Annotated in this window: 19 protein-coding genes; 9 read left to right on the top strand and 10 right to left on the bottom strand. The window is 63.8% G+C overall.

What is annotated here, in order from left to right; translation table 11 throughout:
* The first annotated feature begins 19 nt into the window (after positions 1 to 19).
* Positions 20 to 652, top strand: coding sequence for a maleylacetoacetate isomerase (maiA, locus tag G8O24_RS35300; RefSeq protein ID WP_188107138.1), 633 nt, complete (start codon positions 20 to 22; stop codon positions 650 to 652).
* The gene (locus G8O24_RS35295) at positions 642 to 1,154 is read left to right on the top strand and encodes a MarR family winged helix-turn-helix transcriptional regulator (RefSeq protein ID WP_188107137.1); all 513 of its coding nucleotides are present in this window, start codon (positions 642 to 644) and stop codon (positions 1,152 to 1,154) included. Before maiA ends, G8O24_RS35295 begins: the two co-directional genes overlap by 11 nt.
* An 84-nt stretch (positions 1,155 to 1,238) precedes the next feature.
* Here G8O24_RS35295 and G8O24_RS35290 read toward each other — a convergent pair whose 3' ends face one another.
* The 5 genes from G8O24_RS35290 to G8O24_RS35270 all read right to left on the bottom strand — a co-directional run bounded on the left by G8O24_RS35290 (position 1,239) and on the right by G8O24_RS35270 (position 6,501).
* Positions 1,239 to 2,852 carry a benzoate-CoA ligase family protein gene (locus G8O24_RS35290; RefSeq protein ID WP_188107136.1) on the bottom strand — a complete coding sequence of 538 codons (1,614 nt, stop codon included), beginning with the start codon at positions 2,850 to 2,852 and terminating at the stop codon, positions 1,239 to 1,241.
* On the bottom strand, positions 2,849 to 3,988 hold the full coding sequence (locus G8O24_RS35285; protein WP_188107135.1) for an FAD-dependent monooxygenase: 1,140 nt from the start codon (positions 3,986 to 3,988) through the stop codon (positions 2,849 to 2,851). Before G8O24_RS35285 ends, G8O24_RS35290 begins: the two co-directional genes overlap by 4 nt.
* Positions 3,989 to 4,190: 202 nt before the next feature.
* Positions 4,191 to 4,406: a hypothetical protein gene (locus tag G8O24_RS35280; RefSeq protein ID WP_188107134.1), complete on the bottom strand. Its 216-nt coding sequence runs from the start codon at positions 4,404 to 4,406 to the stop codon at positions 4,191 to 4,193.
* Positions 4,407 to 4,515: 109 nt separating this feature from the next.
* Positions 4,516 to 5,352: a cysteine rich repeat-containing protein gene (locus G8O24_RS35275; RefSeq protein ID WP_188107133.1), complete on the bottom strand. Its 837-nt coding sequence runs from the start codon at positions 5,350 to 5,352 to the stop codon at positions 4,516 to 4,518.
* A gap of 147 nt (positions 5,353 to 5,499) precedes the next feature.
* Positions 5,500 to 6,501, bottom strand: coding sequence for an NADP-dependent oxidoreductase (locus tag G8O24_RS35270; RefSeq protein ID WP_188107132.1), 1,002 nt, complete (start codon positions 6,499 to 6,501; stop codon positions 5,500 to 5,502).
* 210 nt (positions 6,502 to 6,711) lie between these two features.
* Here G8O24_RS35270 and G8O24_RS35265 point away from each other — a divergent pair, with 210 nt between their 5' ends.
* Positions 6,712 to 8,007, top strand: coding sequence for a dicarboxylate/amino acid:cation symporter (locus G8O24_RS35265; RefSeq protein ID WP_188107131.1), 1,296 nt, complete (start codon positions 6,712 to 6,714; stop codon positions 8,005 to 8,007).
* 12 nt (positions 8,008 to 8,019) lie between these two features.
* On the top strand, positions 8,020 to 8,940 hold the full coding sequence (locus G8O24_RS35260) for an amino acid ABC transporter substrate-binding protein (protein WP_188107130.1): 921 nt from the start codon (positions 8,020 to 8,022) through the stop codon (positions 8,938 to 8,940).
* A 153-nt stretch (positions 8,941 to 9,093) separates the two neighbouring features.
* Here the strand turns inward: G8O24_RS35260 and G8O24_RS35255 are convergent, their stop codons facing one another.
* Complete coding sequence (locus G8O24_RS35255) at positions 9,094 to 9,900, bottom strand: ATP-grasp domain-containing protein (RefSeq protein WP_188107129.1); 807 nt, start codon at positions 9,898 to 9,900, stop codon at positions 9,094 to 9,096.
* Positions 9,901 to 10,275: 375 nt separating this feature from the next.
* Here G8O24_RS35255 and G8O24_RS35250 point away from each other — a divergent pair, with 375 nt between their 5' ends.
* The 3 genes from G8O24_RS35250 (at position 10,276) to G8O24_RS35240 (ending at position 13,471) form a co-directional block, all read left to right on the top strand.
* Positions 10,276 to 11,049 carry a ferredoxin--NADP reductase gene (locus G8O24_RS35250; RefSeq protein ID WP_188107128.1) on the top strand — a complete coding sequence of 258 codons (774 nt, stop codon included), beginning with the start codon at positions 10,276 to 10,278 and terminating at the stop codon, positions 11,047 to 11,049.
* Between the two features lie 377 nt (positions 11,050 to 11,426).
* A complete protein-coding gene (locus G8O24_RS35245) occupies positions 11,427 to 13,139 on the top strand; it encodes an FMN-binding glutamate synthase family protein (protein ID WP_188107127.1) in 1,713 nt (570 codons plus the stop codon).
* Positions 13,140 to 13,228: 89 nt separating this feature from the next.
* Complete coding sequence (locus G8O24_RS35240; protein WP_188107126.1) at positions 13,229 to 13,471, top strand: PilZ domain-containing protein; 243 nt, start codon at positions 13,229 to 13,231, stop codon at positions 13,469 to 13,471.
* A 179-nt stretch (positions 13,472 to 13,650) separates the two neighbouring features.
* On the opposite strand, the gene G8O24_RS35235 is transcribed toward G8O24_RS35240, so the two are convergent.
* Positions 13,651 to 14,949: a hemolysin family protein gene (locus G8O24_RS35235; protein ID WP_188107125.1), complete on the bottom strand. Its 1,299-nt coding sequence runs from the start codon at positions 14,947 to 14,949 to the stop codon at positions 13,651 to 13,653.
* Positions 14,950 to 15,172: 223 nt separating this feature from the next.
* On the opposite strand from G8O24_RS35235, the gene G8O24_RS35230 reads away from it, so the two are divergent.
* Complete coding sequence (locus G8O24_RS35230; RefSeq protein WP_188107124.1) at positions 15,173 to 17,248, top strand: methyl-accepting chemotaxis protein; 2,076 nt, start codon at positions 15,173 to 15,175, stop codon at positions 17,246 to 17,248.
* Between the two features lie 13 nt (positions 17,249 to 17,261).
* Here G8O24_RS35230 and G8O24_RS35225 read toward each other — a convergent pair whose 3' ends face one another.
* The 3 genes from G8O24_RS35225 to G8O24_RS35215 form a co-directional block, all read right to left on the bottom strand.
* On the bottom strand, positions 17,262 to 19,202 hold the full coding sequence (locus G8O24_RS35225) for a carbohydrate porin (protein ID WP_244646197.1): 1,941 nt from the start codon (positions 19,200 to 19,202) through the stop codon (positions 17,262 to 17,264).
* Between the two features lie 448 nt (positions 19,203 to 19,650).
* The gene (locus G8O24_RS35220; RefSeq protein ID WP_188107122.1) at positions 19,651 to 19,914 is read right to left on the bottom strand and encodes a hypothetical protein; all 264 of its coding nucleotides are present in this window, start codon (positions 19,912 to 19,914) and stop codon (positions 19,651 to 19,653) included.
* 139 nt (positions 19,915 to 20,053) lie between these two features.
* On the bottom strand, positions 20,054 to 20,860 hold the full coding sequence (locus G8O24_RS35215; protein WP_188107121.1) for a creatininase family protein: 807 nt from the start codon (positions 20,858 to 20,860) through the stop codon (positions 20,054 to 20,056).
* Positions 20,861 to 20,996: 136 nt separating this feature from the next.
* On the opposite strand from G8O24_RS35215, the gene G8O24_RS35210 reads away from it, so the two are divergent.
* Positions 20,997 to 22,019 carry an ABC transporter substrate-binding protein gene (locus tag G8O24_RS35210; protein WP_188107120.1) on the top strand — a complete coding sequence of 341 codons (1,023 nt, stop codon included), beginning with the start codon at positions 20,997 to 20,999 and terminating at the stop codon, positions 22,017 to 22,019.
* The last annotated feature ends 285 nt before the right edge of the window (positions 22,020 to 22,304 follow it).

The raw sequence follows: 22,304 nt of genomic DNA, 5'->3' as shown, positions 1-22,304 counted from the left end.
GAAAGTCAGGGAAGTTTCGATGAAGCTGCACGGCTATTTTCGCTCCAGCGCCGCCTATCGCGTCCGGATTGCGCTGAACCTCAAGGGCCTGGGCGCCGAGCATCTGCCGCATCATCTTCGCAAGGGCGAGCAATGCGCCCCCAGCTATCTCGCCATCAACCCGCAAGGCCTCGTGCCCGCGCTGGAAAACGATGCGGGTACGGTGCTGACCCAGTCGGTCGCCATCATCGAATGGCTGGATGAGACTCACGCCAATCCGCCGCTGCTGCCGAAGGATCCGCTGCAGCGCGCCAAGGTGAGAGCGTTCGCGCTGGCGATCGCCTGCGACACCCATCCGGTGCAGAATCTGAAGGTGCTGGCCCGGCTGCGCGAGCTTGGTCTGGCCGAGGAGAAAGTCCAGGAATGGGCGGCCTGGGTCAATCGCGAAGGGCTGTCGGCCTGCGAGACGCTGATCAAGAACGAGAAGGGGCCGTTTTGCTTTGGCGATGCGCCGACGCTGGCCGATCTCTGCCTGGTGCCGCAGCTGGCCAATGCGCGCCGCTTCGGCGTTGATGTCTCGGCCTATCCGCGCCTCCTCAAGGCCGAGGCCGCCGCGAAGGCGCTACCCGCCTTCGCCAATGCCGCGCCGGAGAAGCAGCCCGATGCCGAGTAAGCCGCTTTCTCCGATCACGATGGATGCGGTCTATGCCGCGCCGGGCTATCTGTTCCGGCGCATGCAGCAGATCGCCGTCTCGATTTTCATGGAGGAATGCAAGGCGTTCGATCTCACGCCGGTGCAATATGCGGCACTGATCGCAATCCATACTCATCCCGGCATCGACGCGACCCGGCTGTCGGCGGTGATCGCCTTCGATCGCTCCACGCTCGGCAGCGTGATCGAGCGGCTTTTGGCCAAAGGTTATATCGAGCGCAAGCCCGCGCCGGAGGACAAGCGGATCAAGCTGCTCCATTTGACCAAGCAAGGCGTCGCGATCCTGCGCGAGATCATCCCCGCGGTCGAGCGCGCCCAGGCGCGCATGCTGGAGCCGCTGAAGCCTGCCGAGCGCAAGGCGTTGATGGGGCTGATGTCGCAGCTGGTCGATCTCAACAACGAAGCCTCGCGCGTGCCGCTACGGGCCGAGGATGCGTTGGAGCATCTGGGCAAGGCGGGGTGAGGGGAAGTGGGGCGATGTTCGCGCCTCATATTCAGTGTCCTCCCTTCGCCGGGACGACACAGAGTGTGTGGCCACGCCCACGCCCTACATCCTTAACAATGCCTGTCGGTCGATCTTGCCCGTACCCGTCTTCGGCAGCTCGTCGATGAAGATCACCTCACGCGGATATTTGTAAGGCAGCAGCTTGCCCTTCACATAGTCCTGCAGCCGTTGCGTCGCCTCGTTCTGGTCCGTCGTGCGGTTGTTCATCACCACCACAGCCTTCAGCGTCATGCGCCGGTCCGGCAGCTCGGCGGCAAACACGGCGCATTCGCGGATATCGGGATGATCGGCAAGGCACAATTCGACCTCGAGCGGGTAGACCCATTGGCCCGAGATCTTGATGAGATCGTCGGCGCGGCCGCGGAAGAAGTGAAAGCCGTCACTGTCCCTGACGAAGCGGTCACCTGTGTAGATCCAGCCACCCTCGCGAATGGTCTCGGCGGATTTGTCCGGCCTGTTCCAGTACAGCGGCGTGTTGGAATCGCCGCGGACCCACAGGATGCCTTCCTCGTTGTCGCCGACCTCGCGGCCGTCCTTGTTGCGCAAGCTCACCTCGTAGCCGGGGACGCGCAAGCCCGCGGCACCGAGCTTCTTCCGCTCGGGACGGTTGGACAGATAGATGTGCAGCACCTCGGTCGAGCCGAGGCCTTCGACGATCTCGAGGCCTGTGAGTGTCTTCCAGCCGTTGAAGACGTCAGCTGAAAGCACCTCGGCGGCCGAGAGCGACATGCGCAGCGAGGAGAAGTTCGTTCCTGGCGCGCCCCCAGCCTTGGTCAGGGACGTGTAGAGCGTCGGCAGGCCGAAGAACACCGTCGGCTTGTACTGTTCGATGGCCGCGAAGATCGCAGCCGGCTTCGGCTGGCCCGGCAGCAGCAGCGTCGCCGCACCCGATGAGAACGGGAAAGTGACGGAATTGCCAAAGCCGTAGGCGAAGAAGATCTTTGGCACGGAGAAGCAGACATCATCAGGTGTCAGCTTCAGCACGTTTTGCGCAAAGGCGACCTCGCTATAGGGCATGTCGTGCTGGAGATGCACAATGCCCTTGGGACGGCCGGTTGATCCGGAGGAATACATCCAGAACGCCATCTCGTTGCGATGCGTCGGCACCTCGGCCAGTTCGGCCGGAAATGCCGACAGCCAGTCTGCGGCCGCCATCGCCCGCGGCGCGGCGTGATCACCGACCGCGCCATTGACCACGATCAGCGTGCGCAGCTCGGTGTCTTTGCAGGCTTCGGCATTGAAGCGTGCGCAAAACTCGGCATCTGCCACCGCTACAGCGGCGCCGGAATCGGCGAGATAGAATTGCAGGAGGTCTGGCGGCGTCAGCGTGTTGATCAACAGCGGCACGAAGCCGGCGCGTACCGCGCCAAAGAACGCGGCGGGATAGGCCGGCGTGTCGTCGAGGAACAGCAGCACGCGGTCGCCGCGCTTCAGCCCGAGCGAAGCTAATCCGTTGCCCCAGCGACAGGCTTCCGCGCACAGCTCGGCATAGGTCCGCGTGCCGGCAGGACCAATCAGCGCGAGCTTGCTGCCGCGGCCCTTGGCGAGATTGTCGAACAGCACGCGGCTGGCATTGTAGATGTCCGGAATGGCAAAGCCGATCTCGCGTGCCCCCGGATTGTCGGTGGGCACCTGGTCGTGGATCTGGTTGCTCATGCCGCGTCTCCGCCGTTCTTCTCGGTCTCGTAGCGGGCCATGAAGGCCGGCGACATGTGGCGGAGGCGGGCATCGTCGATACGGCCGGATCGGGTGATGTAGCTGTAGGCAAAGTCCATCAGGCCGAGCTGCATGTGCTGGGCAAAATGCTCGTACCAGAACGCGCTGGTGCGCGCGGCGTTGACGAGCTTCTGCACCACCGGCTTGCGCGCGGCCTGGTAGCGGTGCAGCGCGGTCGACAGATGCGCATCCGATTCCAGCGCCTTGACCAGGGCGATCGCATCCTCGATCGCGAGCCGCGTGCCCGAGCCGATCGAGAAATGCGCCGAGTGCAGGGCGTCGCCGATCAGCACCATGTTCTTGAACGACCAGTGCTCGTTCCAGACCCAGGGAAAGTTGCGCCAGACCGATTTGTTCGAAACCAGGCAGTGGCCGCCGAGCGTGTCGGCAAACACCTCCTCGCAGACGCCCTTGGACTGCTCGACGTCCTTGTAGGCGAAGCCATAGGCCTGCCAGGTCGCGTGATCACATTCGACCAGGAAGGTGCTCATGGTCGGCGAGTATCGGTAGTGATGGGCGTTGAAGGCGCCGCGATCGGTCTTCACGAATGTCTGCGACAGCGTGTCGAAGCGTTTCGAGGTGCCGTACCAGACGAATTTGTTCGAAGAGTAGGACAGCGAGGTGCCGAAATCGCCCTCGAAGGTGCGACGGACCAGCGAGTTCAAGCCGTCGGCGGCGACGATCAGATCGTGGCCATTGAGCTGGTCGATCGCCTGGATCTGGGTGTCGAAGCGCGGGGTGACGCCGACATCGAGCGCGCGCTGCTGCAGGAACCTCAGGAGCTCGAGCCGGCCGATCGAGGAGAAGCCGACGCCGTCGATGGCGACGCTGTCGCCGCCGAGGTTCAGCGTGATGTTTTCCCAGCTTTCCATATGCGGCGCGATCGCGTCGACCGTCTCGGGGTCGTCGGCGCGCAGGAATTCCAGCGCCTGGTCGGAGAACACGACGCCAAAGCCCCAGGTCGCGTCGGCCGGGTTCTGTTCGAACAGGTCGACTTGATCCTCGGGGTGACGCTTCTTCCAGAGATAGGCAAAGTAGAGCCCGCCGGGCCCCCCGCCAATCACGGCGATCCGCAAATCCTGCCTCCCTAATTGACAGTATACTTACTATCTCAGGGTAGACTAATGGGCTCCAGCTTCCCGCGCCAGCAGAATTATCGACAAGCGAAGTGCGCCGCAGCACAGCAGCGGACACCGCGCTATGCGCGTGCCCGAAACCGTCAATTGCGAATCATAGCCAAACCATCAAGGCTATTCAAATGGCTTGGCCACACGCCGGTCAGACGCAGCGCTTGACATAGACGCCGTTCACCAGCACCCGGGTGCAGCGAACCACCGGCACGGGGTGGCGGACCACGACCGCACCGTTCGGCCCGGCGCAACCGGCGCGATAGACGCCGCGGGCGCACACCACCGCATTGGCATCGGAGGATTCGAAGGTCATGGTCGCCGCGAAGGCGAGCAGCGCGGATGCGATGAGCAGAAATGCACGCATGTCGTGTCTCCCGGTCTTGTCGTGATTGAAATCGGCTATCGGCAAAAGATTGGTCGCAACGGGCGCGCGAAAATTCATTCACGCGCGCCAACAGATCGATGCGCGCCGTCTATCGCGCCGCGAATGGCGCAAGGACGTCCTTGCAGGCGGGCGACAGCGAAGCCGCGTTGCTGGCGATGCACTGCACGATGCGGCCGCCACCGGGCGCGACGCCGCCACAGAGCGAGCGGATATCGGCGCCGCAAGCGGAGCGCACGATGAACAGCTCTTCGCGCGGCCGCAGCGGGCGCAGAACGATCACGGTGGGCGCGGCCGCCGGCGCTGCTCCGGCAGCGGGTGCGGCAGCAGAAGTCGGTGCGGCCGTTGCCGCTGCGCTGCCGCCGCCTGCCGCCGCAGTCACGGCCTTCTCGCAAGCCGCCGACACCTTGGCCTTGTTCTTCTCCAGGCACTCGAGCGCGGGCGCGCCGCCCGGCGGCACGCTGGCGCAGACCTTGGGATAATCGGCGCGGCACGCGCTCTTGACCGCCGCAATCTGCGCGCTGCCCGGCTTCTTTGCCGCGGCCCCCTTCGGAGCGGGCTCTCCGGCCGGCTTCGCTGTGGGTTCGGCCGCCGGCGCGGCTTCGGTCTTTGCGGGTTCGGATTTGGCCGGCTCGGATTTGGCGGGAGCTGCCTCGGTCTTCGGCGCTGCCGCCGGCTCCACCGCACGCACCGCGGTCTGGCATCCCGCCGACAGGCTCGACATGTGGCTCTGCAAGCACTGATACGCTTCGACGCCGCCCGGCGTCACGCTCGCGCAATGCGCCATGAAGTCCGAGCGACACGCGGAGCGGATGGCGCTCTTCTGGGCCTCGGTCGGTGCTTGCGCGAATGCGCTTGTTGCGGTTGCGAAAAGCGCTGCGGCGAACAAGGCCTGGCGCGTTGACGTATGTTTCAACGTGTTGATCATTTGAGTGAATTCCTGCCCTGTCGGCAACGCCGACGTATTCTAAAAAGTGATGCAAACAAATCGTCGCGGATCGTGCCGCATGCGGCATCATTGGCCGCCGCGACCTCTACCGCAAGTAGATAATATCGGTACGGCGTAACTACGTCGTCAGAGTCTGACCATCCGCTTGCCGCGGTTCTCGCCGGCGAGCAATCCGATCAGCGCCTTTGGCGTGTTCTGCAATCCGTCGATGATGTCCTCCTGCACCTTCAGCTTGCCTGATTTGACCCAGGCCTGAAGATCGGCGAGCGCGCGCTGGCTCTCCTTCATGTAGTCCATCACGATGAAGCCTTGCATCACGAGCCGCTTCACCACGATCAAGCCGGGCACGCCGCGCGGGCCGTGCGCCGACGGCGCGCCGTCGTACTGTGAGATCGCGCCGCAACAGGCGATACGGCCGTAATTGTTCATCTGCGGCAGGCAGGCTTCGAGAATGTCGCCGCCGACATTGTCGAAATAGACGTCGATGCCCTTTGGTGCCGCTGCGCGCAGCGCCTTGAACACCGCACCGTCCTTGTAGTCGACGGCGGCATCGAAGCCGAGCTCGGAGGTCAGCCAGTTGCACTTGTCCGCGCCGCCGGCGATGCCGATGACACGGCACCCCCTGATCTTGGCGATCTGTCCGACGATCGAGCCGACCGAGCCCGCGGCCGCCGAGACCACGACAGTTTCACCTTCCCTGGGCTTGCCGACCTCGAGCAGGCCGAAATAGGCTGTGAGGCCGGCGATGCCGAACACGCTGAGCAGATGCGTCATCGGCTCCAGCTTCGGCATCTTGGTCAGCTGCTTTGCCGGGACTGCCGCATATTCCTGCCAGCCGGTGTCGCCGAACACGATGTCGCCGGGCGCAAGCTCAGGCGTCTTGGAGCTGACCACCTCGGCAATGCCGCCGCCGGCCATCACACTGTTGGCTTCGACGGCCGAGCGGTAAGTCGCGCCGTGCATCCAGGCGCGGTTGGCCGCATCGAGCGAGATGTAACGCACGCGCAGCAAAGCCTCGCCGTCCTTCGGCTCGGGCATCGCACCTTCAACCATCTTGAAGTGTTCGGGGCCGAGCTTGCCGCTGGGCTTTTCCACCAGAAGAATCTGGCGATTGATCTGTCCGCTCATGGTGTTCCCCCTCGCCTGTTTGACGATTATTGATGCAGCCATCGCAAACAAAACGTGCAAGCCGCATTCGTTGTGCGCTGCGCGAAGGCTAGATCGCCGCGTTCCGTTTCGCAACGGGAACATCCGGCCCGAGCGGCTGCACGCGAAGCGTGTTGCGTCGCTGTCATATCTGCGACATCATGAAGCGGCCGGTGCAGTTGGGGGTACTCGATGTCGAACAGGTTTACGCAATACATTCTGGCGGCGATGGTGCTGGGCATCATCATGGGCTCGGCGATCTACAATTTCCTGCCCGATACGCGAGCCGAGTGGGCCTCCGCCATCAACCTGATCGCCATGATGTTCCTGCGCCTGATCAAGATGATCATCGCGCCGCTGGTGTTCGCGACCCTGGTCGGCGGCATCGCCCATATGGGCTCGGGCGCCAAGCTCGGGCGCATCTTCGCCAAGACCATGGGCTGGTTCGTCAGCGCCTCCTTCGTCTCGCTGCTGCTCGGCCTGATCATGGTCAATCTGCTGCAGCCCGGCGCGAATTTCCCGGGCACGCTGCCTTCGGCGGGGCAATCGACCGGCCTGCCAGTCTCGGCCTTCTCGATCGAGAAATTCCTGACCCATCTGATCCCGACCTCGATCGCGGACGCGATGGCGCAGAACGAGATCCTGCAGATCGTGATCTTCGCCGTGTTCTTCTCGGTGGCGATGGGCGCGATGCCCGAGCGCTCCAAGCCGATCCTGGCGCTGATCGACGACATCAGCCACATCATGCTGAAGGTGACGAGCTATGTGATGCTGTTCGCGCCGCTCGCGGTGTGGGCTGCCATCACCGCGACGGTTGCCAAGAACGGCCTCCTGGTGCTCTGGAAGCTCATCGTGTTCATGGGTGGCTTCTATCTCTCGCTGTTCATCCTCTGGGCCATCCTTGTGATCGTCGGCTTCATCGCGATCGGGCCGCGTTACAGCCATCTGTTGCGGTTGATCCGTGAGCCGCTGATGATCGCGTTTTCGACCGCAAGCTCGGAAGCGGCGTACCCGAAGACGCTGGAGGGCCTCAACCGCTTTGGCGCCTCGTCGCGAATCTCGAGCTTCGTGCTGCCGCTCGGCTATTCCTTCAACCTCGACGGCACGATGATGTACTGCACCTTCGCCAGCATCTTCATCGCGCAGAGCTATCACATCGACATGCCGCTCGGCACCCAGCTGGCGATGCTCGCGACCTTGATGATCACCTCGAAGGGGGTCGCCGGCGTGCCGCGCGCCTCCCTCGTCGTGATCGCCTCGACGCTGTCGCAGTTCAACATCCCCGAGGCGGGCCTGCTCATGATCATGGGCATCGATACCTTCCTCGACATGGGCCGCAGCGCCACCAACGTGATCGGCAACACGCTGGCGACCTCGGTCGTGGCGAAGTGGGAAGGCGAGCTTGGGCCGGAGCATGCGATGGGGCCAGGGGACGTCGTGCCTGGCGACATGGTGCCGGGTGAGGTGCCCGCGATGGCCGGCCACTGACGGGAGTGCGTCATGCGCCCTTTGACGGCGATTTCGGCAGGCCTGCTGCTGGCAGCGTGTCTGCTGGCAACGGACGCCTCCGCGCAGACCGGCGGCAGCGAAGGGCTTAGCCCGACGCTGTCAGCCATCAAGAATGCGCACACGGTGCGCCTCGGCTACCGTGAGAGCTCGCCGCCGTTCTCCTTCCTCGACCAGTCGGGCCGCCCGATCGGGTACAGTCTCGAACTCTGCGAGGCGATCGTCGAGGAGATCGGCGTCGAGGTCGACGATCCGAATCTCAAGATCGACTACGTCAAGGTCACCTCGGACGACCGCATCGAGGCGGTGCTCCAGAACAAGATCGATCTCGAATGCGGCTCGACCACGGCCAATTCCGACCGCGGCAAGCGCGTCGCCTTCTCGCCGCTGATGTTCGTCGCCGGCACCAAGCTGATGGTACCGAAGGGCTCCAGCGTCCAACAGCTGGCCGATCTGAAGGGCAAGACCATCGTGGTGACGAAGGGCACCACCAACGAGCAGGCGATCCAGGCGGCCGACAAGAAGCTATCGCTGGGCCTGACCATCGCCCTCGGCGCCGACCACGAGCAGTCGTACCAGATGCTGGTCGACGGCAAGGCCGACGCCTTTGCGACCGACGACATTCTGCTGTCGGGTCTGATCGTGCGCCACAAGGCGCAGGACAAGTTCCGTGTCACCGGTGACTATCTGTCCTACGATCCCTACGGCATCATGTTCCGCAAGGGCGAGCCGCAGCTCTCGGCCGTCGTCGAGCGCACCTTCCGCAGGCTCGGCTCCAATCACGACCTCGTCCCGCTCTACAACAAATGGTTCATCGCGCGCATGCCGACCGGCGAGCGGATGAACGTGCCGATCTCGCTGCAGCTGGAAGAAGCCTTCAAGGCGATGGACGATTCGGCGAGCGCGAATAATTAGGTCATCCGTCATCCTGAGGTGCGAGGCTCGCGATGCGATTGCATCGCTGGCCGAGCCTCGAAGGATGAACGGCCGCGCTGCTCCAGCCGGGCCGCCGCCCTTCGAGGGCCGCTGAAGGAGCGGCCGCCTCAGGGTGACGGGGATCGATCAGCGCTAGGAATGAGCCTGATCAAACACCCGATCCAGCGCCGCATCATACGTCGCTTGCACCAGTTCCGGATGCAGCTTTGCCAGCGCCTCCATCATCACGCCGGAATTGATTTCCAGCACGCGCCAGGCACCGTCCACGCGCACCACGTCGACTGCCGCAAAGGCAATGCCGATGGCGCGCGCGGCGTCGATCGCGAGCGTCACGCAAGCCGTGCGGACTGCGCCGTCCTCCAGCAGCACCGGTTTTGCGCCGGCGTCGAGATTGTGCCGCCAATCGTCGCCACGCCGCTTGCTGTAGACGATGCGGGGCACGTCATCGAGCAGGATCACGCGGACCTCGTCCTCGATCGCGACATAGGGCGAGATCACGAGGCCGGTGCTCATCGAGAAGACCTCGCCGACCGCGTGGTCGAGCTCGGCCTCCGTCGTCACCTTGAAGACGGAGCGACCTGACGTTCCCTCATTGGGCTTGATCACCACGCCTTGCGGATGGTCGTGCAGCAGGCCGAGCATCGCCTCTCGCCAGGCGGTGTCGACGACATTCCGGCCCAGCTTCGGATTGAGGAAGAGGTGATGCGGAAGACAGGGCACGCGTGCCAGCGACAGCGCTTCTGCGGTGGCCGATTTGTCGTTGGCGAGGCGATGGGCAATCGCGCTGTTGAGGCCGATGTCATAGCCGAAGGCGAAGCGGCGCACCTGCCCGCGGCGCATCGCGATCAGCCAGCCGCCCGAGCGGACGTCGACCTCGACGCCATGGCGCGCGCCATAGCGCCTGATCGCCTGGACGAATGTCCGTTCATTGCTTGCCATGTGCTTCGGTCGCTCCGGGCGCCAAAAGCCGCAAAAATGCGGGAAAAAGCGCCAAGCAAGGGTGAAAACGAGAGCTATTCTTAATGAAATTCTCGCGAGCGAAATGGAAATTAAGTGCTGCTTTCGCGCCTGAAAGGGAAAAGAAATTGCCCTTCAGTCCTGCCGGACGGCAGATCCATTAATGATCTGGCCATTTCCGCCGCAAATGCCTGATTGACCGGCATCAATTGCATCCGGAACGAGGTTGATTATTGGTCTCAATGGCGTAGATCACACACGCGAAATCCTCCGCCATGGCAATGGTGTCCGCCCCGTTTTCAGGGCCGGGCAGCGCTTTTGCCCGAAAACCGCAAGACATTCGGAATATCGAAAATCATGAGCGCGTTTTACCGAGAGAAGGTTCTTTCCGTCCACCACTGGACCGATACGCTGTTCAGCTTCCGCGCCACGCGCGATACCGGCTTCCGCTTCCAGAACGGCCAGTTCGCCATGATCGGCCTCGAGGTCGACGGTCGCCCGCTACTGCGCGCCTACAGCATGGCGAGCGCGAATCATGAGGAAGAGCTCGAGTTCTTCTCGATCAAGGTGCAGGACGGTCCGCTGACCTCGCGCCTGCAAAAGATCAAGGAAGGCGACACCATCCTGGTCGGCCGCAAGGCGACCGGCACGCTGATCACCGACAACCTCATCCCCGGCAAGCGGCTGATGCTGCTCTCGACCGGCACCGGTCTTGCGCCGTTCGCGAGCCTGATCAAGGACCCCGAGGTCTATGACCAGTTCGAGAGCATCGTATTGGTGCATGGCTGCCGCCAGGTCTCCGAGCTCGCTTATGGCGAGAAGCTTGTCGCGAACTTGCGCGAGGATGAGCTGTTCGGTGAGCTGCTCGCCGACAAGCTGATCTACTATCCGACCGTGACCCGCGAGCCGTTCCGCAATCGCGGCCGCATCACCGACCTGATCCACTCCGAGCAGATCTTCAACGATATCGGGCAGGGCCCGCTCGACATTGAGACCGACCGCATCATGATGTGCGGCAGCCCGGCGATGCTCGAAGAGCTGAAGGCGATGTTCGAGAGCCGCAATTTCATCGAGGGAAGCGGCAACAAGCCCGGCCATTTCGTGATCGAAAAGGCTTTCGTCGAGCGCTGAGCACGGCTTGAGTAGCGGCGCGATCGCGCGCCATACCCAACTCGTCGTTCCGGACAAGCGCGCCACAAGCGCGCGCCGATCCGGAACCCATAGCCACAGGCGGTGGCTATGCGACGACTTGGAGTGACAGTCCCCAACTACTTCCCAACTACAAAGTCCTGTGGTTATGGATCCCGGGTCTGCGCTTACGCTTGCCCGGGATGGCACCCCGGCTGAGATAACGGGGCCGGCTCCCGCGCCTGCTGCTGCACTGCAGCAGCCCTATCCTCTCGGTGGATTGATCTGCGTCCGTCGAATTCGCTAGCCTGAAACAAGCGCTGCGTCATATCCGTATGACAGGCACGGGCGTATCGTACCGCCCTCATGCTGGCGAGAGGATGGGAAACGTGGCCGACGACACCAAGACGCAGGAATCCCCCAAAGCTCCGTCCCCCAAGCGCCTGCCGCTGGCGGAAGAGGGGATGATGGAAATCCTGCTGCTGCCGTTCTCGCCGCGCTTCATCATCCTGACGATCTGCGCGGTCGTCACGGCGCTGCTGGTCGGCATCGGCATCGCCGACCGCAAGATCTTCGACATCCTGCTGATCCCGATCTGCATCTTCGGCGCCCTGACGCTGCTGGGCGTCCGCGACCTCATGCAGAAGAGTCACGCGGTGCTGCGCAACTATCCGATCTCGGCGCATATCCGCTTCCTGCTCGAAGAGATCCGCCCGGAGATGCGGCAGTATTTCTTCGAGAGCGAGAAGGACGGCATGCCGTTCTCGCGCGACACCCGCGCGGTGGTCTATCAGCGCGCCAAGATGCAGCTCGACAAGCGTCCGTTCGGCACCCAGGAGGACGTCTATCGCGAGGGCTACGAGTGGATGCATCACTCGGTGTCGCCGAAGGCGCATGCCGAGGAGAAGTTTCGCGTCACCATCGGCGGGCCGGATTGTGCAAAACCCTATTCGGCCTCGGTCTTCAACATCTCGGCGATGAGCTTCGGCGCGCTCAGTCCGAACGCGGTGCGTGCGCTCAATGCCGGCGCCAGGAAGGGCGGCTTTGCCCATGACACCGGTGAGGGCGGCTTCAGCCCCTATCACAAGGAGATGGGCGGCGACATCATCTGGGAGATCGGCTCCGGCTATTTCGGCTGCCGTCATCTCGACGGCAGCTTCGATCCGGAGGCGTTCGCGCGCGTCGCCGGCCAGGACCAGATCAAGATGGTCGAGCTCAAGATCAGCCAGGGTGCCAAGCCCGGCCATGGCGGCGTGCTGCCGGCGGCGAAGGTCTCCGAGGAGATTTCAAAGATCCGCGGCGTCGCCATGGGCGAGGATTGCATCTCGCCGGCCTCGCACCGCGCCTTCTCGACGCCTGTTGGCATGATGCAGTTCATCGCCGAGATGCGAAAGCTGTCCGGCGGCAAGCCTGCCGGCTTCAAGCTCTGCATCGGCCACCCCTGGGAGTTTCTGGCGATCTGCAAGGCGATGCTCCAGACCGGCATCTACCCCGATTTCATCGTGGTCGACGGCAACGAGGGCGGCACCGGTGCCGCGCCGCTGGAGTTCATGGACCATCTGGGCATGCCGATGCGCGAGGGCGTCAATTTCGTCCACAATGCGCTGGTCGGCATCAATGCGCGCGACCGTATCAGGATCGGGGCATCCGGCAAGATCGCCACCGCCTTCGACATGGCGCGGGCCATGGCGATCGGCGCAGACTACTGCAATTCGGCGCGCGGCTTCATGTTCTCGCTCGGCTGCATCCAGTCGCTGAGCTGCCACACCGACCGCTGCCCGACCGGGGTCGCGACCCAGGACCCGACGCGGGCGCGGGCGCTCTACGTGCCGCTCAAGATCGACCGAGTGCACAACTATCACCATGCGACGCTGCATTCGCTGACCGAGCTGATCGCCGCGGCGGGCCTGGAACACCCGCAGGAGCTGCGCCCGATCCACTTCAGCCAACGGACGTCGACGACCAAGGTGCAATCCTTCGCGCAGCTCTATCCGGCGCTGCGCCCGGGCGAACTGCTCGAGGGGACCGAGGACCCGCGGTTCCGCGACGCCTGGCGGATGGCCCAGGCGGCGTCGTTCCAGCCGGTGCCGTGAGGTTCGAGCAGCGTCCCTGGCAGCGTAAATTCGTTGGAAACAGGGTTGCATCTTAACCTTCGCGTCAGCTTGGGGTGTAAAATGCCCTGATGAACGAGGAGCGCCGCAGCAAGACCAGGCATCGCGTATTGAAGGCCGGAACCATCGAGTTCGGCGGCGGTGCGATCGACTGCACCGTCCGCAATTTCTCCGACACCGGCGCCGCTCTCGACGTCACCAGCCCGGTCGGAATTCCCGAGCGCTTCACCCTGAACATCAAGGCCGAGGGTGTCCATCTGCCCTGCACGGTGGTGTGGCGCAAGGAGAAGCGGATCGGGGTGCGGTTCGGGTGAGGAATTGCGTGCGATGAGAGTTCGCGCGACAAACTCAACTGTCGTCCCGCCGAAGGGCGGGACCCATACCGCATGATTTATCGAGAGTGCGCAGGTCGCGGTAGCGCGCAATCAACAGCGTTCGCCAAAGGCGATTCAGTGGTTATGGATCCCGGCCTTCGCCGGGACGACGGCGGAAACTACCCCGTCTCCACCTCATTCAGCCGGCTCGCCAGGATCTTGTCGATCCTGCGACCGTCGAGATCGAGCACCTCGATATGCCAGCCGGCGAAGTCGAAGGCGTCGCCGACATTGGGCAGCACGTTGAATTGCTGCAGCACGAGCCCTGCCACCGTGTTGTAGCGGTGATGCGGCGGCAGCTCGATGCCGAGCAGATCGCCGAACTCGTCGACCGGCATCCAGCCGGAGACGAGCAATGAGTCGTCCGCGCGCCTGACATAGGCCGGCTCGGGCGGACCTTCCTCGGAGTGGAAGGCGCCGACGATCGATTCCAGAATGTCGGCCGCCGTCACCACGCCTTCGAAGGCGCCGTATTCGTCATGGACGAGACCGATATGCACCGGCGCCGCCTTCAGGATCGCGAGCACGTCGCGGGCATCGGCGGACGCCGGAATGATCGGCGTCTCGCGCACCAGCGCGCGCAGATCCGGCGTGCGCTCGCGCATATAGGCGACCAGCAGGTCCTTGGCCTGGAGCACGCCGATCGGCTTGTCGCGATCGCCGTCGCACACGGGAAAGCGCGAATGCGGGCTTTTCGCGATCAGCGCCTGGATCACGTCCTGATCGTCGTTGAGATCGATCTCGTCAACCTCGGTACGCGGCGTCATCACCGCGCCGACCGGGCGGTCGCCAAGCCGCATCACGCCGGCGATCATTTCCTTCTCGCCGGGCTCCAGCACGCCGGCGCTTTCCGCCTCGTTGACGAGATGATGGATCTCGTCCTCCGACACCTTTTCCTCGGCCTTGCCACCGCGACCGAGCAGCGTGAGGATCAGCTTGCCGGAGATGTCGAGCAGAAACACGAGCGGCAGCGAGACCCGTGCCAGCACGTGCATCGCGGGCGCGACCTTCACCGCGATGCTTTCGGGATCGCGCAGCGCAACCTGCTTCGGCACCAGTTCGCCGACGATCAGCGTCGCATAGGTGATGATGGTGACGACGATGCCGACACCGACAATGTCGGCGATGCCCGAGGATACGCCAAGCTCGACCAGCCATTGCGTCAGCCGCTGCCCGAGCGTGGCGCCCGAGAAGGCGCCCGAGAGCACGCCGACCAGCGTGATGCCGATCTGCACCGTCGAGAGGAATTTTCCAGGATCGGCGGCCAATGTCAGCGCGCGCTCGGCGCCACGCACACCCTTGGCGGCCAGCACCGACAGCCGCGCCGGGCGCGAGGAGACCACGGCGAGTTCCGACATGGACAACAGGCCGTTGATGACGATCAGGACGACGACGATGACGAGTTCGACGGAGAGCATTGACCTTCCGAGGTAAGGGAGTGTGGCTGCCGATCGCAACGCACGCATTGATATAGGTATTTTACCGGCAAATGCGGGTAATTCTGTCGCATTCGCCCTGCCGGAACCTGGCAGCGTCCCGACCTGACGATCCGCGGAACTACGGAGTGTTGCTTAACGGGCTCTTAGTGGCCGCCGGTTAGGTTTTCGACAATTTGCACAAGTGTATTCAGAGGACCTGAGGATGCGGATCGGGAAGCTTTTTGCGCTGTCGATGCTGACGGTGACGGTCTTTGCAGTCGTGCTTGGCGCTGAAGTGCTGGTACCTCAAACGCGCATCTTCACCGATCGATCCGACGCCATCAAAAGGGTCGATGCGTTCGGCGCGATTCTGATGGTCAGCCAGCAGGTCGCTGGCCTTCGCGCACCCTACATTACTCCGATCTTTCAGGAGGGCGTTGCGACGCAGGCTCAGACCGATGCGGCGACGAAGGCTGCGAAAGCGGCCGAAGCCTCGTTCGAGAGCGCAGGGCGCGCCCTCATGGTGCTGGATGACGGCGGCGCGATGGCTGAGAACCTCGACCGCGCAGCGCGTCGCCTGAAGGAGATCACCGCGGCTGCCGATCGCGCCATGAGCGTTCCCCTTGCTGCGCGCGACAGCGCTGCGGTCAAGGGCTTTCTGCCCGCTGTTGCCGAGGTCATCGCCAACATCGAGCCGATCATGAACCGGCTGGAGGGGAGGGTCGTGGACGCCGATTCCTCGCTGGCGGCGCTGCTGAGCCTGGCGCGAACGGCACAGGATCTTCGCGTTTCGGCCGGCAGCCGCGCCGCGACGTTGTCGCCGGCGCTGAGCGCGCATCGTCCGCTGGTAGCGGCTGAATTCTCGTTGATGGATCGCATGCAAGGGCGTGTCGAAGCCGATCGCGAACGCATCGAGGCCGGCATCGACCAGCTCGGCAATCCACCGCGCATCGCCGCGGCGTTCAAGGCGGCGACCGAGTCCTACTTTGGAAAAGCCGCGCTGGTCGTCGACAAGGAGATGCCGGCTGCGCGCGCCGACGGCAAGTACGGCGTCACCGCTGATGAGTTGGCGACCGTGATCGTGCCCGCCATCCAGATGTTCTATGGCGTACGCGACGCGGCACTGGCTGAAGCGGCCGAGCGCGCCTCGGCCGCCCGCAGTAGCGCGCTGGCGATGCTCGCGCTCGCAGGCGTTGCCGTGCTGGCGCTGCTCGGCACGCTCGGCGGTGTGACCATGATGCTGCGCCGCCGCGTGGTGACGCCGTTGGCAAGGCTCGCGGACGTGATCGGCAGCCTTGCTGCCGGACAGCACGAGGTCGCGATTCCGGCGACGGGACGCGACGATGAGATTGGCCAGGTGGCCGGCTCGCTGCAACATTTCAAGGATTCGCTCCTCGCGCAAAAATCCGCCGATGCGGCCGCTGCGATCGAAGCCGAGGCGAAGCTCAAGCGCAGCCAGCGCATGGATCAGATCGCGCGCGATTTCGAGGCCATGATCGGCGACGTCATCAACACCATCTCGTCGGCCTCCTCGGAGCTGGAGGCCTCGGCGGGTACGTTGACGAGCGCCGCCGATCAATCGGAAAAGGTCACGGCGACCGTCGCGGCTGCCTCCGAACAAGCCTCCACCAACGTGCAAACCGTCGCCGCGGCGGCCGAGGAAATGGCATCCTCTGTCGACGAGATCGGCCGGCAGGTTCAGGATTCCGCGCGCATCGCCGGGGAAGCCGTGCAGCAGGCGGGGCGAACCAACGACCATGTCGGTGAGCTCGCCAAGGCGGCGGGCCGCATCGGCGACGTCGTCGAGCTCATCAGCCAGATCGCTGGCCAGACCAATCTGCTGGCCCTCAACGCCACCATCGAGGCGGCGCGTGCCGGCGAGGCCGGACGCGGCTTTGCGGTGGTCGCATCCGAGGTCAAGGCGCTCGCCGAGCAGACTGCCAAGGCGACCGGCGAGATCAGCCAGCAGATCGCGGGAATCCAGGCGGCGACGGATGATTCCGTCGGCGCCATCAAGGCGATCGGCGATACCATCACCCGCATGTCCGAGATCGCCTCCGCGATCGCCTCGGCGGTCGAGGAGCAGGGCGCGGCAACGCGGGAAATTTCCCGCAACGTGCAGCAGGCGGCGCGTGGCACCCAGCAGGTTTCCGCCAGCATCGTCGATGTGCAGCACGGCGCGAGCCAGACCGGATCGGCGTCGTCCCATGTGCTCGCAGCGGCCAAGTCACTATCCGGCGAAAGCACGCGTCTCAAGAGCGAGGTCGGAAAATTCCTGGACGCGATCCGGGCGGCATAGGGCGGGTGAACGATCAGAACTCGCCGTGCAGGCGGCCTGAGAAGATCGAGACCGGTCCACGGTCGGCGTTATAGGCCGGGTTTGCGATCATCTGATAGTCGGCGGTCAGCGTGACGCCCTTGATCACCGAATAGGCGTAGTAGGTCTCGAGGATGCGTTCGGTGCGATAGTTGAGCTGGCCATCGCCGATCAGGAGGCCCGTGCCGCCGGCGGCGAGGAAATCGCGATGCGCGGCCGACAAGCCGTTGATGGCGCCGCCGATGCCGATTGTGTCGTCAGGACGTCCCCAGCGGCTGCCCTTGATCGACAGGCCGCCCGACAGGCTGCGATCGATGTCGGTGAAGGACAGGATCTGGTTCTGGCCGTCGTTCCAGCTGGCGCGTGCGAACAGGCCGACGTCGTTGACGATCTGCTGTTCGAGGTTGACGTAGAAGCCGTATTTCAGCCGATCACGCTGCGTCGCGGTGACGATGTTATTGATGTCGAGGGCCGGGTTGGCTGCCGCCAGATCCACCACCGCACGATAATTGGCGGTGTTGCCGCTGTTGGCGAAAACGCCGATGCGCAGTTTGCCGGGCTGCTCGAAGATCGAGTGCCGTTCCTCGAATTCGACGACGGTGCCGCCGGTCTTGAAGGTCAGTACGTCGCTATTCGGTGCGTCCGGCACCTGGAACAATCCGGCGCGCACCGCCCAATCCTTGCGGTTGAGCTCGGCCACGGCGCCGCGCGTGTAGCCCGGTAGATCGGCGGGGAAGTCGTACGCAGCCGATGCCCACATCGCCCAGTTCATGAAATCGGCACGCGGATCCTTTGCATAGGCGTTGCCGTCGAAGAAGTCGCCGACGGCGAAGCGGCCGACGATCAGCGTGACGCGATCGATGTCGCGCTTGCCCGCGAGCTGGTTCGGTGCGTCCTCGACGGCTTCCTGCTCGCCGCCGAGGCCGAAGGTCTGCTTGAAATAGTAACGCTGCGCACGGATCTTGGGGAACGGCGCGCCGGCCTTCTGTGCCTCACCGTTGGAGAAGCCGGCAAGTCCGAGCGTACCATTGAGGCCAAAGCCCTGTGCGAGCTCGGGATTGAAATAGAATTCGCCGCCGTCCCAGAGCCGCGCGCCCAGGAAGGCCGTGGTCGTCCAAGTCGCCTGGAACTGGCCGCCGCCGGGCAGGCTCTGCGGGCTCGCATAGGGCGAATGAATCGGCCCATAGCCCTGTGGCAGCACCGTGGTCTGGGCGTGGACGTTCCAGTCGTCGGACTCGGGCAGTTTGGTTTTGCCGCCGACCGCCGGCATCCATGGCGTATCGCCGAACTGGTAGTTCAGGCCGAGCTTGAACAGATGAATGCGCGGATCGACATTGACGCTGCCGAGGCCAAAGCCGCTGAGGTCGTAAGTCTTGCGCGAGAGGTCGACATATTCGTATTCGGCCTTGGCGGTCCAATTGCCGCTGACGGCATATTCGAGACCCAGGCCAGCGGTCCATCCAATCTGGTAATGGCTGACCGGAAATCGTGGTGTGACGCCGTCGGCGTCGTTGATATTGACGTGCGTGTGGCCCCAGGCGATGCCGCCGGTGACGTAGGGCATGAAGCGGTCGAAGGCGTAGCCGATGCGGCCGCGCACGGTGCCGACATAGTCGATCGTGCTGTTGAACGGCCCCGGCGAACGCGCGAGGGCCGGACCGTCGGTCGGAGCCGGGAACGTCGCATCCGCCTCGACGCCGAGCATGACGCGGTTGGAGAACTGCCTGTTGTAGCCGAGCTGATAGCCGCCGCTGAAGCCGGTCGCGCTGTGAGGCAGCAGCGCGCCCTGCTCGGGCAGAGGATGGGTGCCGGGACCGAAGCTCGCATCGCCGTAAGCCACATGGCCCCCGACATAGAAGCCGGTCCAGTCGTAGACAGCTTTTGCGGCATGGGCCTTCAGCGGCAGGTCAGCGGCAAGGCCGGCGGCCGGCAGCATCAGCACGCCCGAGGCGATCGCCGCGGCCGTCCGCAAATACCTGTTACGGTGACTTCTCAACGTCAAAACGCACGCCCCCAAGACGCGAATATAGCCCAGCCGCCGCGACATCCCTGCCAATTCGCGGCGATCCTGTCATCAGGGTCCTGGCTGTTCACGCGACCGGACGAGATGGGCCCGTTACGGCGTCATTTCACCCCAAGGCCTTGCCAACCCCCTGCACTTGCTGCAAACGTTATTGCAAGTAATTCGCAATAGCAACTAGTCCAGAATGTCGCAGAGGATGGTTCGCATCCTTCTGTGACGGGACTGCAACAAAATTCCCGGCGCCGAAAATGGATGACCCCGCCCGGGGGGACAGCCGGGCGGGGTCGGGGCACGACACGGGGTGGATGAGGCGCCCGTGTCGGACGCTGGATCCACGTAAGATCGGCCTCAGAACCTCAAATCAGTAGCAGGTGCGAACGTTGCCGATGAACTGGCCGTAGGCATTGTACTGGGCGACCCAGCCGCAGCGGTGATAGCCGTAGTAATAGGGCTGGTTGCTGGCGGCGATCGCAGTGCCGACGATGGCGGCGGTGGCGATGCCGGCGCCGACGCCCCAGCCCCAGCCGAGCGGCTTGGCCTGAGCGGTCGAGGTCGTGGAAGCGACGCCAGCGGTGATTGTGAGGGCGGCGAGGGCGACGGCGGCAAACTTGGTCTTGATCGACATGTGAAACTCCATCCGGGTTGAGGCGGTCCGTTGTGGTCCGCGTGCCCCATTGGACGGAGGCTTGCCATATCAGGTTCGAACGCGCTCGGAGCAACCCGGGCGTTTGACCTTTTCCCAAACGATTTCAGGCGGATGAGAGCTAACCGAGCGGGCCCTTGGCGAGCCTGCTCACGTCGAAGTTATCGACCTCGATCAGCAACTCGCAGAAGGCGCGCGCGCCCTGATCGATGAGCTGCTCGCCCTTCGCGGCGACTGCAAGCGTCGCATTGCCGACTGCGCCGCTGGCGTTGAGATCCTGTGCCTGCCAGGCAAAGGGCGCCGGCCGCTGTGTCGAGAGCCAGCGATATTGCTTTTCCATCGCGATGCTGCTCGCGGGAAAATCCGCGATCGCATCCTTGCGCACCTGCTCGGGATAGCGTGCCAGCATGATCGAGGTCTCGACCGCGCCGCCATGAATGCCGTGCCGCACTTCATCTGGTGGGAACAGTTTGTCCGCGCCTGATAGACGCGACCACGACGTCGTCACCACGAACAGTTTCTGATGCGCGCGAAGATCCTGCGCCACCAGCATCATGGCCGCGCTATTGCCGCCATGACTGGTGATGATGACGAGTTTTCTCACGCCCCGTCGCGCGATGTCCTCGCCGATTCCCGTCCAGCGCTTCAGTGCCGTTTCCGTCGGCAACGTCTGCGTGCCCGGATAGTCGATATGCTCGGTGGAGATGCCCACGGGTTCGACCGGCAGGAACGTTACCGGAAGGGGCGCGGGCAGGACCTCTTTCGCGCGCGCAAGATAGGCCTCGGCAATCAGCACATCGGTCTCGACAGGCAGATGCGGGCCATGCTGCTCGGTCGCGGCCAGCGGCAGCACCGCGATCCAGCGTGACACGTCCGCTGGTGCGGCATCGGCCCAGCGGATTTCGGACCAGTCGCGGGAAGGCGTCATCACGGTTTCTTTGCCCGAATTTGTCACGTAATTTGGGGTATCAGGGACGCCGCCCACCCGGCCGGCGTCCCCTGATATCTTGCGGTTCTATCGCGTTGTCTTCACATCGGCCAGACTCGATCGACGGAGTGCATTCATGAGCCCATCCCATCTGCGGCGCGCGTTTACGGCGGGCTTCCTGGCCACTGTCGTATCGATTCTGCCGGCCCGCGCGGAAACCCTGGACAAGGTCACCTTCGGAACCAACTGGGTTGCCGAGGCCGAGCATGGCGGCTTCTTCCAGGCGGTCGCCGACGGCACCTACAAGAAATACGGCCTCGACGTCACCATCGTTCCCGGCGGTCCGAACGAGAACAACCGAATGCTGTTGATCGCCGGCAAGATCGATTTCTTCATGGCCGCGAACACGCTGATGTCGTTCGACGCGGTCGCCAACAACGTTCCGGTGGTGACGATCGCGGCGGTCTTCCAGAAGGACCCCCAGGTGATGCTGACGCAGCCGGATGCGAAGGTCACCAAGATCGAGGACCTGAAGCCGCTGACGCTGTTCGTCTCCAAGGAGGGCATGACCAGCTATTTCCAGTGGCTGAAGTCGGAATACGGTTTCAGCGAGAAAAACGTCCGGCCCTATAATTTCAACCCGCAGCCCTTCATCGCCAACCCCAAGAGCGCGATGCAGGGTTACGTCACCTCCGAGCCCTTCGCCGTCGAGAAAGCCGCAGGCTTCAAGCCCAACGTCATCCTGCTGGCCGATGCCGGCTTCAACACCTATTCGACCTTGATCGAGACTCGCCGCGACCTGGTCGAGAAGAAGGCGGACCTGGTGCAGCGCTTCGTCGATGCCTCCATGATCGGCTGGTACACCTACATCTACGGCGACAATTCCGCCGGCAATGCCATGATCAAGCAGCTCAATCCGGAGATGACCGACGAGCTGCTCGCCTATTCCGTCGCCAAGATGAAGGAATACGGCATCGTCGATTCCGGCGATTCCTTGAAGAACGGCATCGGCGCGATGAGCGACGACCGCTACACCTCCTTCTTCAACAAGATGGTGAAGGCCGGCGTCGTCAAGGGCGATCTCGATTTCCGCAAGTCCTATACGCTGCGTTTCGTCAACAAGGGCGTCGGCGTCGAGCTGCGCCCCGCCAAGCCGTAACGCATGTTGGGATCAAGCCGAGCTGTGGCCGCGCCCTTCACCTCTCCCGAAGGGATAGGTCGCATCGCATCGCAAGATGCGATGCGGGTGAGGGGTTACGCTCCCTCGTGGGACCTGTGCCCCCTCACCCGCGCCTTCGGCGCGACCTCTCCCCGATGGGGAGAGGTGAAGGACGTCGCAGCAGTTGGCGATCGATGGTAGAGAGCAAAACCTCGCCGGCCGTCGAAGCCAGCCTGACGGCGCTTGCGGTCAGCCTGCGCGGCGTGACGAAGGCTTATGACAATG

The organism is Bradyrhizobium campsiandrae, from assembly GCF_014529705.1.
Taxonomy (GTDB): domain Bacteria; phylum Pseudomonadota; class Alphaproteobacteria; order Rhizobiales; family Xanthobacteraceae; genus Bradyrhizobium; species Bradyrhizobium campsiandrae.
The sequence above is the reverse complement of the archived record's forward strand: the minus strand, read 5'-3'. Positions and strand labels throughout refer to the sequence as shown.